The organism is Herbiconiux sp. VKM Ac-1786 (assembly GCF_015350805.1).
GTDB lineage: Bacteria > Actinomycetota > Actinomycetes > Actinomycetales > Microbacteriaceae > Herbiconiux.
Genome location: NZ_JADKSG010000002.1, coordinates 849,133 through 864,363, shown reverse-complemented (window position 1 = coordinate 864,363; position 15,231 = coordinate 849,133). Strand labels below are relative to the sequence as shown.

Below are 15,231 nucleotides of genomic sequence, written 5' to 3'. Positions count from 1 at the left end.
GATTGTTACACGCACCGGGCCCCCGTCGGGACGTCACGGTCAGACGGCGTTGGCCGCGACCACCTGTCGGGCGGCCTCGAGGCCCGACTCGAGGTCGGCCTTCAGGTCGTCGATGTTCTCCAGGCCCACCGAGAGCCGCACGAGGCCGGGGGTGACACCGGCGGTCAGCTGCTGCTCGGGCGTGAGCTGCGAGTGCGTCGTCGAGGCCGGGTGGATGACGAGCGAGCGCACGTCGCCGATGTTCGCCAGGTGGCTGAACAGCGACAGGCTCTCCACGAAGCGGGCGCCGGCGTCGACGCCGCCCTTCAGCTCGAAGCTGAGCACCGCGCCGACGCCCTTCGGGGCGTACCGGTTGGCGGCGGCGTACCAGGGGCTCGAGGGCAGGCCGGCGTAGTAGACCGTGGCGACGTCGGGGTGGGCGTCGAGCCACTCCGCGATCTCCTGGGCGTTCTGCACATGCCGCTCGATACGCAGCGACAGCGTCTCGATGCCCTGGATCAGCTGCCAGGCGCTGGCCGGCGCGATCGAGGCGCCGAGGTCGCGGAGCAGCTGCACGCGCGCCTTGATGATGTACGCGATCGGGTCGCCGAGCGCTCCCGTGTAGCTGACGCCGTGGTAGGAGGGGTCGGGCTCGGTCAGCCCCGGGAACTTCTCGGTGTTCTTCGACCATTCGAAGCGGCCGCCGTCGACGATGATGCCGCCGATCACCGTGCCGTGGCCGCCGAGGAACTTCGTGGCCGAGTGCACGACGATGTCGGCACCGTGCTCGAACGGGCGGATGAGGTACGGGGTGGCGATCGTGTTGTCGACGATCAGCGGCACGCCGCTCTCGTGGGCGACGGTCGAGACGAGCTCGATGTCGAGGATGTTGATCTTCGGGTTGCCGATGGTCTCCGCGAAGAACAGCTTCGTGTTCGGGCGCACGGCGCGGCGCCACTCCTCGGCGTCGTCCTGGTCCTCGACGAAGGTGGTCTCGATGCCGAGCTTCGCGAGCGTGTACTTGAAGAGGTTGTAGGTGCCGCCGTAGATCGACGACGACGAGACGATGTGGTCGCCCGCCTGCGCGATGTTCAGCACGGCGAAGGTCTCGGCCGCCTGGCCCGAGGCCACGAGCAGCGCCGCGGTGCCGCCCTCGAGGGCGGCGACCCGCTGCTCCACCACGTCCTGCGTGGGGTTGTGGATGCGCGTGTAGATGTTGCCGAACTCGGCGAGCGCGAACAGGTTCTTCGCGTGGTCGGCGTCGTTGAAGACGTACGAGGTGGTCTGGTAGATCGGCGTCGCCCGGGCATTCGTCGTCGGGTCGGGCTGCGCGCCGGTGTGGATCTGCTTGGTCTCGAACTTCCAGTTCGCTGCGGAATCGCTCATGTCTTGGAGAGTAGGGCCGCCGCGACCCGCGATCAATCGCGCGCGACGCGGGGCGTAACGAACAGCCACCTGGCCCGCGGCTCGACGAGCGGCCGGGTGACGCGGCGCACGGGTCTCGAGGCCAGCAGGAGGGTGAGGAGCACGCTGAACACGATCATCCCGACCAGCAGCAGGTCGTTCTGCGGCCCGCTCAGCACCCCCGACTCACGGATCGGGTACAGCACGAAGGAGTGCAGCAGGTAGACGTACATGGTGGCCTGGCCGAGCGGTGAGAACCAGGTCGCGCTCCGGGGCATCAGCACGAGGAAGGCGAGCACGAGGATGCCCGCCAGCACGATCACGCCGAGCCGCACCGCCCCGGCCCACCACTCGTCGTAGCCGAAGGTCGGGTAGGCCTCCTCGAACAGCAGGAACCGCCGCAGCTTGATCTCGCGCAGGAGCGGCACGTTCAGCGCGATCACGACGGCGACGACGGCGAAGACGGCGATCGCGCCGGCCCGCACGAGGAGCACGGTGCGCGCCGACGCCCGCAGCCAGATCGCCGTCAGCGGCAGCTGCCGCAGTCGCCAGCCGAGCACGAAGAAGGGCAGCAGGGTCAGCGTGCGGTCGAGGGCGAACACGCCGCCGATCCCCGGCAGGTAGCCGGCGGCCACCGAGATGACGACGGCGATCAGCAGGGGGTGCTTCAGCAGGGCGAGGTAGGGCAGCGACACCCGCCAGATGATCAGGGCGAGCAGGAACCAGAGCGTCCACGACGGGATGGCGTAGTCGAACAGCAGGGATCCGGCGACGATCGAGCGCACGACCGACCAGATCGTCTCGAAGATCAGGTACGGCAGCACGAGGTCGGTGACGATGCGGCGCAGCTGCTTCGGGCCCGGAGCATCCGCCTTGGCGAAGTAGCCTGCGACGGCCACGAACACGGGCACGTGGAAGGCGTAGATGAAGAGGTAGACGCCGTAGGCCGTGTCGGACTCGGCGATCAGCTTGAGGATGGCGTGACCGACCACCACGAGCAGGATGGCGATGAAGCGGGCGTTGTCCCAGAGCGGCACCCGCTTGGGCCGGGACGGCGCCGTCTCGGCGGGGGTGGCGGGAGCAGTCACCCTCTTGACACTACCTTTGTAGGCACGGAAGGGACCGGGGCGGTCCCGGTCGGAGAGGTTCGCTGATGAAGCGCGCGGTTGTGACAGGGGCGAGTTCGGGGATCGGTGCGGCGACGGTGCGCCGGCTGCGGCAGGACGGCTGGGACGTCGTCGGGGTGGCCCGTCGGGCCGACCGGCTCGAGGAGCTGGCCGCCGAGACCGGCTGCGAGGTGTTCGTGGCCGACCTCACCGTGGCCGCCGACGTCGAGGCGCTCCGCGACTTCCTGGCGGAAAGCGGCGGCGTGAGCGCGCTCGTGAACAACGCCGGCGGGGCCATGGGCCTCGACAGCGTCGAGAAGAGCGAGGTCGACGACTGGCGGTGGATGTTCGAGATCAACGTGCTCGCGGTCAAGCGCGTCACGGCGGCCCTGCTGCCGCTGCTGCGTGAATCGGTCGAGCCCGGCGGCTCGGCCGACATCCTGATGGTCTCCTCGATCGCGGGGCACGTCTCGTACGAGGGCGGAGGCGGCTACAACGCGGCCAAGTTCGCCGTGCACTCGATGGTCGACGTGCTGCGGCTGGAGGTCAGCGGGGAGCCGATCCGCGTGCTCGAGATCGCGCCCGGCATGGTCAAGACGGAGGAGTTCTCGCTGAACCGCTTCCGCGGCGACCAGGAGCGGGCCGACTCGGTCTACGACGACGTGCCCGACCCGCTGAGCGCCGACGACGTGGCGGCGACCATCGCGATGATGCTCGGGATGCCTCCGCACGTGAGCCTCGACCTCGTGGTCGTGAAGCCGGTCGCCCAGTCGGCGGTGCACAAGATCGCGCGCGGCGAGCTCAGGGTCAAGGAGAGCTGACGGTCACCGGATCGGCGAACGCCAGCTTCGGCACGAAGAACAGCAGCACGGCCGCCGCCAGCGCTCCGCCCGCGCAGATCGCCCAGACCACGAGGTAGCCCGAGAGGCTCGACGCGGTCGACCCCACCACCGTCGACGCCCCGTGGAAGAGCACCACGGCGAACACGGCCGAGGCGAACGATCCGCCGATCGTCTTGGTCGTGTTCGTCAGCCCGGCGGCGATCCCCGTCTGCCCCAGGGGTGCGGCCGCGGCGGCGGCGGCCGGCAGCGCCCCGACCAGGGCTCCCGAGCCGAGGCCGGCGATCACCATGTTCGTCACCACCTGCCAGGTCTCCTGATGGAACGGCAGGAACAGGGCGTAGCCGATCGCCACCAGGAAGGTCGCGGCGATCAACGCCACCCGGGGGCTCGACCGCCGTGACACCAGCGGGAACAGCAGCGCGCCGACGATCATCGACAGCAGGTACGCACCGATCAGGATCGACCGGCTGGTGGCGGCGAGCCCCAAGCCGTAGCCGTTCGCCGGATCGGTGCCCGCGAAGGTGCTGAGGGGCGCCTGCGCGCCGAGGAGGCTGATGCCCACGAGGCCGGCCGTCAGCTGCACGGGCCACATCGACGGCTGCCGGAGCACCCGCAGGTCGATCGCCGGATCTTTCTGCCGCAGCTCCCAGCGCCCGAACGGGATGAACGCCAGCGCTCCCGCGAGCATCAGCAGCCAGACCCACCAGGTGCCGGGCCCGTTCACCCGGAGGAAGGTGAGGCCGCTCGTGATCAGCAGCAGCCCGACCGTGAGCAAGGTGAAGCCCACCACGTCGAGGGTGCGCTTCCCGGGCTCCGGCGTCGACTCGGGCACGCCGAACAGGATGACGAAGAACACCAGGGTCACGGCGATCGCCGGGATCATCAGCGTGAGGCCGACGTCGCCGCCGAGGGCGGTGAACACGGCGCCGCCCGACAGCGCCCCCACGATCGCGCCGGTCTCGAGGGCGACCACGAGCAGGCCGGCGGCCCGGCGGGTCTGCGAGGCGGCCCGGCCCGAGCGCCGTCCGCGGTCGAAGATCAGCGCCACCTCGAGCGGCAGCCAGACGACGTAGAAGCCCTGCAGCGCCCAGGCCACGAGGAAGCTCGTGAAGTCGCCCGCGACGACCAGCCACCAGCTGGCGCCCGCGGTGACCACGGTCGCGACCAGCAGCATCCGCTTGTGCCCGGTCATGTCGCCGAGCTTCGCCAGCACCGGCACCACGAGGGCCGAGAGCAGCAGCTGCGCCGCCTCGAACCAGTTGAAGTCGGCGTCGCGGATTCCGAGGTGCAGCACGAGGTCGGAGATGAGGGGCACGTAGTAGCCCTGCAGGATGCCGCTGGTCAGCTCGACGGCGAACAGGAAGCCGATCAGCGACGCCGAGACGCCGAGCGCGCCGCGGGCGGAGGAGGCGGCGGGGGTGACGGCGCGGGTCATGAACGGATGCTAGCGGCCGGGTCGTGGCGGTGGGGGGATTACCGATAGCGTTGCCTCCATGAATTCGGCCTCAGACGACGTGACCCTCGACGATTCGGTGGCCGTCACGGCCGCCCCGGCCGCCGAGGAGGCCCCGGCCGCTTCCGAGCGCGAGGTGCTCGGCTGGCTCGAGTTCGGCGACGCCTCCCGCTCGCTCGCCCGCGACATCGTCGAGAGCGGCTTCGAGCCCGACTTCGTGATCGCCATCGCCCGCGGCGGCCTGATCCCCGGCGGCGCGCTCGCCTACGCGCTCGGCGTGAAGAGCTGCGGCAGCCTGAACGTCGAGTTCTACTCCGACGTCGAGGAGACGCTGCCCGAGCCCATCATCCTGCCGCCGCTGCTCGACAACGAGCCGCTGATCGGCAAGAACGTGCTGCTCGTCGACGACGTCGCCGACTCCGGCCGCACCCTCGCCCTCGTCGTGGAGCTGCTCGAGAAGGTCGACATCACCGTGAAGTCGGCGACCCTCTACATCAAGCCGCGCTCGGTGATCGCGCCCGACTTCCACTGGAAGACGACCGACCGGTGGATCGTGTTCCCCTGGTCGGCGCACCCTCCCGTGGGCGACGAGCGGTCGCTCGAGGCGTGAGCATCCACCTGATCGGCGGCGGCTGGCCGGTCGAGGACGAGGGCGCCGTCTACCGCCCGTTCTTCGACGAGATCGCGGCCCACGCCGAGGCGGCGGGCAAGCTCGAGGGCGCCCGGCTCGCGATCGTGCTGGTGCGCGACGGTGACGCCCCCGAGAAGTACGCCGAGCTGGTGGCGGCCTTCGAGCTGCTCGGCAAGATCGAGCCGGTGGCCGTGCTGGCCCCCGAGAACGCCCCCATCGCGCCGGCCGCCTTCGCCGACGTCGACGGCATCGTCGTCTGGGGCGGCCTGACGCCCGCCTACCGGCAGTCGCTCGAGCCCTCCTTCCTCGAGCTGCGGCGTCTCGTCGCGTCGGGCGTTCCCTACCTCGGCTTCTCGGCCGGTGCCGCGATCGTCGCCGAGCGCGCCATCGTCGGCGGCTGGAAGATCGACGCCGTCGAGATCGGCGCCGAGGAGGCCTCCGAAGACCTCGAGCAGCTCACCGTCGCCGAGGGCCTCGGCCTGATCGACCTCGCGGTCGACGTGCACGCCGCGCAGTGGGGCTCGGTCTCGCGCCTGATCGCCGCCACCGAGGCGGGCCTCGTCGACGGCGGCGTGGCGATCGACGAGCACACCGGGCTCGTGATCGGGGAGGGCCCCCTGCGGGTCCTCGGTCGCGGCAGCGTCTGGAAGGTCACGCCCGACTCGGGCAGCGTGCGCGTCTCGACGGCCGGCGCCGACCGGGCGTGAACGCCTCGGGGCAGTCGCTCGCCGAGCTGGCCGAGCACGGGCTGATCGACGCGGGCTGGGCGGAGGCGCTCGCGCCCGTCGCTCCGCGGATCGCCGCGATGGGCGACTTCCTCCGCGCCGAGGTCGCGGCGGGCCGTCCGTACCTGCCGGCCGGTGACGACGTGCTGCGGGCCTTCCGCGCGCCGCTCGCCGGGGTGCGGGTGCTCATCGTGGGGCAGGACCCGTACCCGACGCCCGGGCATCCGATCGGATTGTCGTTCGCGGTCGAGCGCCACGTGCGGCCCGTGCCGCGGAGTCTCGCGAACATCTACCGGGAGCTCGACGACGACCTCGGGCTGCCGCCCGCCGAGCACGGCGACCTGTCGTCGTGGGGCGAGGCCGGCGTGATGCTGCTGAACCGGGTGCTCACGGTGCGGCCGGGAGAGCCCGCCTCGCACCGCGGGAAGGGGTGGGAAGAGGTGACGGAGCACGCCATCCGGGTGCTGGCCGGGCGGGGCACGCCGCTCGTCGCCGTGCTCTGGGGGCGGGACGCGGCCCGGTTGGAGCCGATGCTCGCGGGGGTGCCCGTGGTCTCGTCCGCGCATCCGAGCCCCCTGTCGGCGTCGCGCGGCTTCTTCGGCTCGAAGCCGTTCAGCCGGGTCAACGCGCTGCTCGAGGAGCAGGGCGCCGCGCCGGTGGACTGGACCGTGCGCTGAGCCGCGCGGCCGCCCGCGCTCGCTAGGCTGAACCGCATGTTGGAAGAGGAGTACCAGCCGCGTCGCAGGCTGCCCCGCGAGCTGCGCCCCACCAGCACCGAGAAGCCGCCGCTCGAGGTGCCGTTCGAGTACGAGCTGCGGGATGCGGTGGCCACCGACCTGCCGTACATCCGCGAGATCTACAACCACTACGTGGCCAACACGGTCGTGACATTCGACGAGGACGCCATGACCCTGAAGGAGTGGCGGCACAAGTTCGCCTGGACGCAGAAGGCGAACTACCCCTTCATCGTCGCGGTCTCACCCAGCGGCACGCTGCTCGGCTTCGCCTACGTCTCGGCCTGGAAGCAGAAGGCGGCCTACCGTCGCACCGTCGAGGACTCGATCTACCTCGGCCCGGCGGCCACGGGCAAGGGCCTCGGGAAGGTGCTGCTCGGGGAACTGATCGACCGCTCGAAGAAGGCCGGCATCAAGGAGATGCTCGCGGTCATCGCCGACCAGGGCGCCGAGGCGTCGATCGCGCTGCACGAGCGCTTCGGATTCAAGGAGGTCGGGCGGCTCGGCCGGGTCGGCTTCAAGTTCGAGCACTGGCTCGGCACGGTGCTGCTGCAGAAGTCGCTGAAGTAGGGGAACTCGTGCCCACGCAGATCCATGAATTCGGTGCCTTGCAGCAGTACCGGCTGCTGCAGCGCCGCGAACTCGGGGTGCTCGAGGCCGTCGACCACTACCTCGAGCGCGTCGAGCGACTGAACCCGTCCCTCGGAGCCTTCCACACGGTGACGGCCGACGCGGCGCGCGAGCGGGCCCGGATGCTCGACTCCTCCGACGATCGCACCGCGCTGCTCTGGGGGCTGGCGGTCGCAGATAAGGACCTGGTGCGCCGGGCCGGCGTGCGCACCACCTTCGGCTCGCGCCTGTTCGAGCAGTTCGTGCCGTCGGAGTCGGACGAGCTCGCACTGCAGCTCGACGCCGCCGGCACGGTGAGCCTCGGCAAGACGGCGACGCCCGAGTTCGGGCTGACCGGCTACACCGAGAGCAGCGTGGCGCCGCCCGCCCGCGACCCCTACGACACCGCACTCGGTGCCGGCGGCTCGAGCGGGGGAGCGGCGGTCGCCGTCGCGGCCGGGCTGCTGCCGTTCGCGCCGGGCTCCGACGGGGGCGGCTCCATCCGCATCCCGGCGGCGGCCTGCGGGCTGGTCGGGTTGAAGCCCTCGCGCGGGCTGGTGCCCGCCGGGTCGGGGCAGGACTCGCTCGCCGGCCTGCCGGTCGCCGGGCCGATCGCCCGCACGGTCGTCGACGCCGCCCTGCTACTGGACGGGATGATCGCCCGCACCGGCGACCGCATCCGCCACACCCACACGCTCAGGCCGCCCGCCTACGACGACGGCCTGTTCCTCGGCGCCGCCGTGCGCGGCGAGGGCCGCTTCAGCATCGGCGTCACGACGAGCACCCCCTGGGAGCTCGTGCAGGAGATCCGGCTCGATCCGGCGGCGACGGATGCCCTCGCCGTCGCCCGCGACACGCTGGCCTCGCTCGGCCACGGCGTGGAGGAGTTCGCGCTCGAACCGGCCCCGGAGTACGGGCCCGCCTTCCGCACGATCTGGCAGGCGGGCGCCTCGACCCTGCCGGCCGACGAGAGCACCGAGCACCTGCTCGAGCCGCTGACGCGCTGGCTGATGCACCGCGGTCGCGCTCTGCCGGCCTCGGAGCTCGTCGCCGCCCTGGCGACGCTCTCGCGCTTCGAGCGCTCGATCGTGCGCCAGTTCGACCGCTTCGACGCCGTGCTGACGCCGACGCTCGCGCTCACGCCCCGCCCGGTCGGCTGGTACGACCAGGAGGACGGGGAGCGCAACTTCGCGCAGCAGGTCGAATACGCGCCCTTCACCTCCTACGTCAACGTGGCGGGGCTCCCGGCGATCACGCTCCCGGTGCACCGCACGGCCGACGGCATCCCGATGGGGGCGCAGCTGATCGGGCGGCCCGGGGGAGAGGCGACGCTGCTCGCGCTCGGCGCGCAGCTGGAGCGGCGCCTGCGGTGGGGGCGCATCCACCCGCCGCAGTGGTAGCTCGGGTGCGGTAGCCCGGGTGCTCGCGGAGCACTCGCATCCTGAACGATCGCCGTAGGTGTGGCAATCCTAAGTAAGGCATGCCTATACTCATCAGGACATGTACTCGATCGCCTCTGACGCCACCCTCGTCTCCCGTGCCTCCGGCCGCGTGCTCCTCGCCGGAACCGAGGCCGACCTCGACGCCCTCCGGGCCCTCGTCGCCAGCCTCGGCCACCGCGCCCGCGGGCAGGTCTTCGTCGAGGTGCCGACCGCGGCCGAGATCGAGCCGATCGCGACCCCCGAGCGCGTCACCGTCACTTGGCTGCCGCGCGACGTGCGCAGCGGTGCCATGGGCACGGGCCTCGCCTGCGCCCCCGGCCAGGCCCTCGGCCGCGCGGTCACCGCGTGGATCGGCGAGATGTCGACGGGCGAGCTCGAGCTCGACGGCGACGAGATCTGCATCTGGCTCGGCCAGGCCGTGCCCTCAGAGCACCTCGCCGTTTAGTTCTTCGGCTCAGTCCTTCTTCCGGCGCGGCAGGTAGTTGCCGTCCTCGAGCCCGGCCTCGATCTCGAAGTGGTTGTGCAGCGGGTCGCTGCCGGCCAGGGCGTAGAGCACGGGGAACATCAGGCCGTACGTCTTCCACTGCTGCCGGTGCACCGCCTCGTGCCGCAGCACGTGCGGCGCGTCGTTGCGATCGGTGAGGTAGACCCCGCCCACGCAGGTGCCGCCGCGCTTGAAGGCCCACTTCGGCAGACCGGCGCAGACGATCAGGCCGTCCTCCACCCGGCGCACCCGGCCCGTTCCGAGCAGGGTGCCCACGGTCGCGGCCACCGCGGTGGCGTAGAGGTACCCCGCACGGGCGACCGGCGGGTAGTACAGGATGCTCCGCACCCGCTCCATCACCGGGCCGCCCGGTGCGGTATCGACGCCGGTGCCCTCGTCGGCCGTCATGCGCTCTTCCGTCCGTAGCCCTCGAGGAGGCGCAGCCACACCTCGCTGATCGTCGGATACGAGGGCACCGCGTGCCAGAGCCGCTTCATCGGCACCTCGCCCACGACGGCGATGGACGCGGAGTGCAGCAGCTCCTGCACGTCGGGGCCCACGAAGGTGGCGCCGACGATCACCTGGCGGTCGTCGTCGACGACGATCCGGGCGGTTCCCGTGTAGCCGTCGGTGTGCACGGCGGCCCCGGCGACGCTGCCGATCTCGTAGTCGACGACGGTCGTCGTGAGTCCCGCCTCCTCGGCGGCCTTCGCGGTCAGCCCGATCGAGGCGACCGCCGGGTCGGTGAAGGTCACCTGGGGCACCGCGCGGTGGTCGGCGGTGGCGACGTGCCGGCCCCAGGGGGCGTCGTCGACCGTCTCGCCCTTCGCGCGGGCGACGATGACGTCGCCGGCGGCGCGGGCCTGGTACTTGCCCTGGTGGGTCAGCAGCGCCCGGTGGTTCACGTCGCCGGTGGCGTAGAGCCACTCGCCCTCGAGGGGTGCGCCGTCGGCGCCGAGCACGAGCATGGTGTCGTCGACGTGGAGCCACTCGTCGGGGGTGAGGCCGATCGTCTCGAGGCCGAGGTCGCCGGTGCGGGGGAGTCGCCCGGTCGCGATCAGGATCTCCTCCGACTCGATCGTGCCGCCGTCGGAGAGTGTGGTGCGCACCACGCCGTCGTCGCCGCGCTCGACACGTTCGGGGGAGTCGCCGAGGCGGAGGTCGACGCCGAGCTCCTTCAGGGCATCCGCCACCAGCTCGCCCGCGAAGGGCTCCTGGTTCGCCAGCAGGCCGCTGCGGGCGACGAGGGTGACGGTCGAACCGAGGCTCGCGTAGGCCGTGGCCATCTCGACGGCCACCACGCCGCCGCCGACGATCAGCAGGCGGGGCGGGATGCTCCGGGCGCTGGTGGCCTCCCGGCTCGTCCACGGTGCGGCCTCGGCGAGGCCCGGGATGTCGGGCAGCAGGGCGACCGAGCCGGTCGACACCGCGACCGCGTGCCGGGCGCGGAGCTCGGTGGTGCTGCCGTCGCCGGCCGTCACGGTGAGCGCCTTGACGCCGGTGAAGACGGCGTGGCCGCGCACGAGGTCGATGCCGGCGCCCTTCACCCAGTCGACCTGGCCGCTGTCGTTCCAGTCGCTCGTGAACGAGGTGCGGCGGGCCAGCACGGCGGCGGCGTCGATCTCGCCGGTCACGGCCTCCTTCGCTCCGCCGACGGCGCGGGCGGCGCGCACGACCTCGCCGGAGCGCAGCAGCGCCTTCGAGGGCATGCAGGCCCAGTAGGAGCACTCGCCGCCCACGAGCTCGGCCTCCACGAGCGCGACCGTGAGGCCGCCCTGCACGGCGCGATCGGCGACGTTCTCGCCGACGGCGCCGGCTCCGATGACGATGAGGTCGTATTCCTTTGTCACAGCTGCTCCTGGTGCTACTCGGGTCGTGCGTCGGGTCGTGCGTGATGGATCGCTCAGCGCACGAGCGCCGAGACGATGCGGAGGATGGCCGGCAGGTCATCGACCGCCGCCTCGGGGGTCGAGGGCGCGAACTCGGTGATGCCCGCCCCGGTCAGCGGGAACGCCTCGCGCACCGCGCGGATGGCGGCGACGAGCTGGGCGACCGGAAGCCCGAACGGCTCCGGGAACTGCACGCCCTCGATCTCACCGGGGTCGATCACGTCGAGGTCGACGTGCAGGTAGACCTCGGTGGTGCCGGCGGCCACGAGCGTCTCGACGAGGGCGGCGGGGTCGGCGAGCTCGGTGGGTCCAAGCATCCGGATCCCCGCCTCGGCCACGTACTCCGCCTCGGCGTCGTCGAGGGCGCGGGCCCCCGCGAGCACCACCTGCGCGGGCTCGAGCACCGGTGTGGCCGCACCCGTGCCGGACGGGTCGGAGAGCTCCACCGGCCCGCCGCCGAGGAGCGACCGCAGCACCATGCCGTGGAACGCCCCCGACGGCGAGCTCTGCGGGGTGTTGAGGTCGGCGTGGGCGTCGAACCAGACGACGGCGAGCCGCGCGTCGGGCGACCGCCGGGCGGCGGTCGCGGCGGCGTGCCGGATGCCCGCGAACTCCACCCCGCAGTCGCCGCCGATGAGGATCGGCGTGCCGGGCGCCTCGGCGAGCACGGCCTCGGTGGCCTGGGTGATCGCGGCGATCGACGAGAAGCGGTGCACGCCGGTGTCGAGCGACTCGCCGGCGCCCTGCGGCACCTCGACGACGCGCGTGGCGGCGGCGGGCAGGTCGCCGCGCACCGCCTCGGCGCCGTCGATCAGGCGCATGGCCCGGCTCGATCCCGAGCCCTGCCAGCTCGGCACCACCACGAACGTGGCGCTCACCGCGCCCACCGCCCGGCCCCCGGGCGCGGCGCCACCGAGGTGACCCGTCTCGCCCACCGGCCTGCCCGCGCGCCCACCGCGATCGCCGTGCCTACTCGCCGCTCGTCACGGCGCGCGAGCCGCCGCCCGAGCCCGCCTTCAGCGCGGCGAGCCGCGCCTCGACCTCGGTCAGCTCGCCGAGGTCGTCGAGGCTCTCGAACTGCGCGTCGACGCTGGAGGAGTTCAGCTCCTCCTGGCCGCGCACGCGGGCTTCCTCGCGGCGGATCTTCTCCTCGAAGCGGCCGAGGTCGCTGGTGGGGTCGAGCACGTCGATGTTCTTCAGCGCCGCCTGCACCTGGCTCTGGGCCTCGGCGGTCTTGGCGCGGGCGACGAGGTTGTCGCGCTTGGCCTTCAGCTGGTTGAGCTTCTCCTTCATGGCGGCGAGGCCCGACTTCAGCTTCTCGACCGACTCGGTCTGGCTGGCGATCGAGGGCTCGGCGTCCTTCGCCTCGTTCTCGGACTGCAGCTGGCGGGTCAGGGCGACCTTGGCGAGCGCGTCGAACTTGTCGGCGTCGACCGCGTTGCCGGTCGAGCGGAACTCGTCGGCCTTCTGGCTCGCGGCGAGAGCCTTGCGGCCCCAGTCGGAGGCGGCCGCCACGTCTTCGCGGTGGTCGTCCTCGAGCAGGCGCAGGTTGCCGATCGTCTGCGCGATGGCGCTCTCGGCGTCGGCGATGTTCGTGGTGTAGTCGCGCACGAGCTGGTCGAGCATGAGCTGGGGGTCTTCGGCCTGATCGATCAGCGCGTTGATGTTCGCCTTGGCGAGCTGCGCGATGCGACCGAAAATCGACTGCTTGGACATCCTGTCTCCTTCTGGTGGTGCCGATGGATTCTGTTGGTTCACGAACTAGAAGCGACCGCCGCCGCCGCGCCGGCCTCCGCCGCCGAAGCTGCCGCCGCTCGAGCGCCGGCTGCCGCCGCCGAAGCCACCGCCCCCGAAACCGCCGCCCCGGGACGAGCCTCCGCCGAAGCCGCCGCGGTACGACGAGCGCCCGCCGCCGCCCCCGCCGAGCATGCTGCCGATGATGCCGCCGAGCAGCGCGCCGGCGAAGTCGTCGCCGCCGCCGCTCTGCCGGCTGCCGCTGTTCGACCAGGTTCCGCCGCCGCCCCAGCTGCTCTGGCCCGACTGGGCCCACGAGACGTCCTGCTGGGCCGACGCCGCGGCGCGGGTCGCGAGCTCGGCGGCGGTGGTGGCCTCGCGCAACGACCCCTCGGGGTCGGTGGCGGCGAGGGCGTGGGCCTGGTCGAGGTGCCGCTGGGCCTCCGAGAGGCGGGTGCGGGCATCCGTCCCGACGGCGCCGCGGCGGGTCTCGAGGAACTGCTGCGTCGAGGCGACCTGGCTCTCGGCCGAGCTGATGGCCCGGTCGCGCTGGCTCAGGATGCGCGCCTGACGCTCGCGCTCGGTGCGGTCGGCGGCCAGCGCCTGATCCAGCGGCGCGTCGGCGCGCTCGAGGGCCTGCCGGGCGTTCAGCGGATCGCGGGCGCCCGTGGTGCGGGCCCGCTCGAGCTCGACGCGCACGGCGGCGGACAGCCCGGCGACGCCGGTGCCCGGGCGGCTCGCCTCGAGCTGCGCGGCGGCGGCCACGTCGGCTTCGGCGTCGGCGACGGCGGCGGCGAGCCCGGCGGAGGCGTCGCGGAGGTTCCGCTCGAGCGTGAGCACGGCCAGGGCGATCGTGCGCACCTGGGCCGAGGCCTGCCGGGCGGCCCGGATCTGCACCGCCGCCTCGCCCGTGCGCCCGGCCGCGACGGCCTGCTCGGCCTCGGTGAGCTGGGCGGTGGCGAAGGCGCGGAGCTTGTCGATCTGCTCGGCGCTGCCCTCGACGGTGCCGAGCGCGGTGGCGTCGTAGCTCCGGCCCAGGGCGGTCAGGCGCTCGCGCACCTCGTCGGCGGCCGTGGCGGAGTCGGCGAGCTCGGAGCGCGCCTCGGCGAGGGCCGGGGCGGGGTCGCGCTCGACGTCGCGCAGGGCGTCGAAGGCACCGGCCTCGGAGTCGAGCCGCGCATCCGCCTTCTCGCAGATGTCGATGATCTCGAGCGACCAGGCCCGGCGCTCCTCGTCGGTGTCGGGCACGGCGTCGTCGAGCTTCTGCTTGATGGTGAAGGCGCGGGACAGCTCGGCCTTCACCTCGGTCAGCGCCGTCTGGAAGGGTGCGGTGGCCTCGGCGCCGAACTGGGCCACGGCGAAGCCGAGCTCCTCGGTGCTGGAGGTGACGGCGTCGTCGAGCTCGACGAGCAGGGCGCCGACCTTCTGGTCGAGCTCCTTCTGGCTGGGGCCGGCGGCCTCGACCTGGGCGGTGACGGCCTTGTCGAGGGTGCGGCGGCGGCGCAGCACGAGGGCGATCACCACGGCCCCCACGATCAGCACCACGAGGATGGCGACCACCCAGATGAAGCCGCCGAGCAGGCCCGCTCCGTCGCTGTCGGCGGTGCCGTCGACGGACCCGCTGCCGCCGAGCGCGCCGTCGATGCCCTGGGCGGCCGCCACGGCGGCTCCGGCCCAGTCCTCGTCGCGCAGCTGCGGCACGATGTCGTCGGTCTCGATGCTCTGCAGCTGCTGGTCGTCGAGCGGGAAGCCGGAGTCGACCGACAGCTGGTAGAGCCGGTCGTCGACGGCGACGGCGAGCAGCACGTCGTTGGTGCCGAGCTGGTTCAGCTGCGCCGTCTCGGCGGCCCACTGCTGGCGGTCGGCGGGGTTCTCGAAGCTGTCGGTGTAGACGACGAAGAGGTTGACGCCCTGCTCGGTGGCGAGGGTGTCGATGGCGTCCTGCACCTCGGTGGTGGAGCCGCCGAGCACACCCGCCTCGTCGACCACGTAGCGGCCGTCGAGCGACACCGGGTCGCCGGCCAGGGCGGCCTGGGCGGGTGCCAGCACGAGGGCGAGCGCGGTGAGGGCGATCGCGCCGGCGGAGGCGCCGATCCGGGCGAGGAGGCGGTGCGGCGCTCGCGAAGAGGCGGGGGCCGGGAGGGGCTGTCTCATTGCGTGAAGTCTAGGAGGGAGGGGGCCGGGGCCGCTACGAATCCG

At 72.5% G+C, this 15,231-nt stretch carries 15 protein-coding genes; 7 read left to right on the top strand and 8 right to left on the bottom strand.

The genetic code is table 11. The annotated features are described in order from the left end of the window. Positions 1 to 39: 39 nt before the first annotated feature. Both ITJ64_RS15020 and ITJ64_RS15015 read right to left on the bottom strand, forming a co-directional pair. Entirely contained in the window at positions 40 to 1,365 is a 1,326-nt protein-coding gene (locus tag ITJ64_RS15020; protein WP_194681538.1) for a bifunctional o-acetylhomoserine/o-acetylserine sulfhydrylase, read from the bottom strand. 32 nt (positions 1,366 to 1,397) lie between these two features. Next, complete coding sequence (locus ITJ64_RS15015; protein ID WP_194681537.1) at positions 1,398 to 2,471, bottom strand: acyltransferase family protein; 1,074 nt, start codon at positions 2,469 to 2,471, stop codon at positions 1,398 to 1,400. Positions 2,472 to 2,536: 65 nt separating this feature from the next. On the opposite strand from ITJ64_RS15015, the gene ITJ64_RS15010 reads away from it, so the two are divergent. After that, positions 2,537 to 3,310 (top strand): SDR family oxidoreductase, encoded by a 774-nt coding sequence (locus tag ITJ64_RS15010; protein ID WP_194681536.1) that lies wholly within the window; start codon positions 2,537 to 2,539, stop codon positions 3,308 to 3,310. Here the strand turns inward: ITJ64_RS15010 and ITJ64_RS15005 are convergent. After that, positions 3,297 to 4,766, bottom strand: coding sequence for an MFS transporter (locus ITJ64_RS15005; RefSeq protein WP_194681535.1), 1,470 nt, complete (start codon positions 4,764 to 4,766; stop codon positions 3,297 to 3,299). The two genes, ITJ64_RS15010 and ITJ64_RS15005, sit on opposite strands and share 14 nt — an antisense overlap. 58 nt (positions 4,767 to 4,824) lie before the next feature. Between ITJ64_RS15005 and ITJ64_RS15000 the strand changes: the two genes are divergently transcribed. From ITJ64_RS15000 to ITJ64_RS14975, 6 genes are all read left to right on the top strand, one after another. After that, a complete protein-coding gene (locus ITJ64_RS15000) occupies positions 4,825 to 5,394 on the top strand; it encodes a phosphoribosyltransferase (protein WP_194681534.1) in 570 nt (189 codons plus the stop codon). Further along, the gene (locus tag ITJ64_RS14995; RefSeq protein WP_194681533.1) at positions 5,391 to 6,122 is read left to right on the top strand and encodes a peptidase S51; all 732 of its coding nucleotides are present in this window, start codon (positions 5,391 to 5,393) and stop codon (positions 6,120 to 6,122) included. The genes ITJ64_RS15000 and ITJ64_RS14995 overlap by 4 nt, the downstream gene beginning before the upstream one ends. Next, a complete protein-coding gene (locus tag ITJ64_RS14990) occupies positions 6,119 to 6,817 on the top strand; it encodes a uracil-DNA glycosylase (protein ID WP_194681532.1) in 699 nt (232 codons plus the stop codon). Before ITJ64_RS14995 ends, ITJ64_RS14990 begins: the two co-directional genes overlap by 4 nt. A 36-nt stretch (positions 6,818 to 6,853) precedes the next feature. Further along, on the top strand, positions 6,854 to 7,444 hold the full coding sequence (locus ITJ64_RS14985; RefSeq protein ID WP_194681531.1) for a GNAT family N-acetyltransferase: 591 nt from the start codon (positions 6,854 to 6,856) through the stop codon (positions 7,442 to 7,444). An 8-nt stretch (positions 7,445 to 7,452) separates the two neighbouring features. Beyond that, positions 7,453 to 8,883 (top strand): amidase, encoded by a 1,431-nt coding sequence (locus ITJ64_RS14980; protein WP_370545203.1) that lies wholly within the window; start codon positions 7,453 to 7,455, stop codon positions 8,881 to 8,883. 100 nt (positions 8,884 to 8,983) lie between these two features. After that, positions 8,984 to 9,370, top strand: a complete 387-nt coding sequence (locus tag ITJ64_RS14975) for an SIP domain-containing protein (protein ID WP_194681530.1) — start codon at positions 8,984 to 8,986, stop codon at positions 9,368 to 9,370. A 9-nt stretch (positions 9,371 to 9,379) separates the two neighbouring features. Here ITJ64_RS14975 and ITJ64_RS14970 read toward each other — a convergent pair whose 3' ends face one another. From ITJ64_RS14970 to ITJ64_RS14950, 5 genes are all read right to left on the bottom strand, one after another. Continuing rightward, entirely contained in the window at positions 9,380 to 9,766 is a 387-nt protein-coding gene (locus tag ITJ64_RS14970; RefSeq protein WP_194682176.1) for a Fe-S oxidoreductase, read from the bottom strand. A 47-nt stretch (positions 9,767 to 9,813) separates the two neighbouring features. Beyond that, positions 9,814 to 11,259: an NAD(P)/FAD-dependent oxidoreductase gene (locus ITJ64_RS14965; RefSeq protein ID WP_194681529.1), complete on the bottom strand. Its 1,446-nt coding sequence runs from the start codon at positions 11,257 to 11,259 to the stop codon at positions 9,814 to 9,816. Between the two features lie 53 nt (positions 11,260 to 11,312). Beyond that, complete coding sequence (locus ITJ64_RS14960; protein ID WP_370545202.1) at positions 11,313 to 12,176, bottom strand: arginase family protein; 864 nt, start codon at positions 12,174 to 12,176, stop codon at positions 11,313 to 11,315. Between the two features lie 91 nt (positions 12,177 to 12,267). Further along, positions 12,268 to 13,014: a PspA/IM30 family protein gene (locus tag ITJ64_RS14955; RefSeq protein WP_194681528.1), complete on the bottom strand. Its 747-nt coding sequence runs from the start codon at positions 13,012 to 13,014 to the stop codon at positions 12,268 to 12,270. A gap of 45 nt (positions 13,015 to 13,059) precedes the next feature. After that, the gene (locus ITJ64_RS14950; RefSeq protein ID WP_194681527.1) at positions 13,060 to 15,186 is read right to left on the bottom strand and encodes a TPM domain-containing protein; all 2,127 of its coding nucleotides are present in this window, start codon (positions 15,184 to 15,186) and stop codon (positions 13,060 to 13,062) included. Positions 15,187 to 15,231 lie beyond the last annotated feature (45 nt).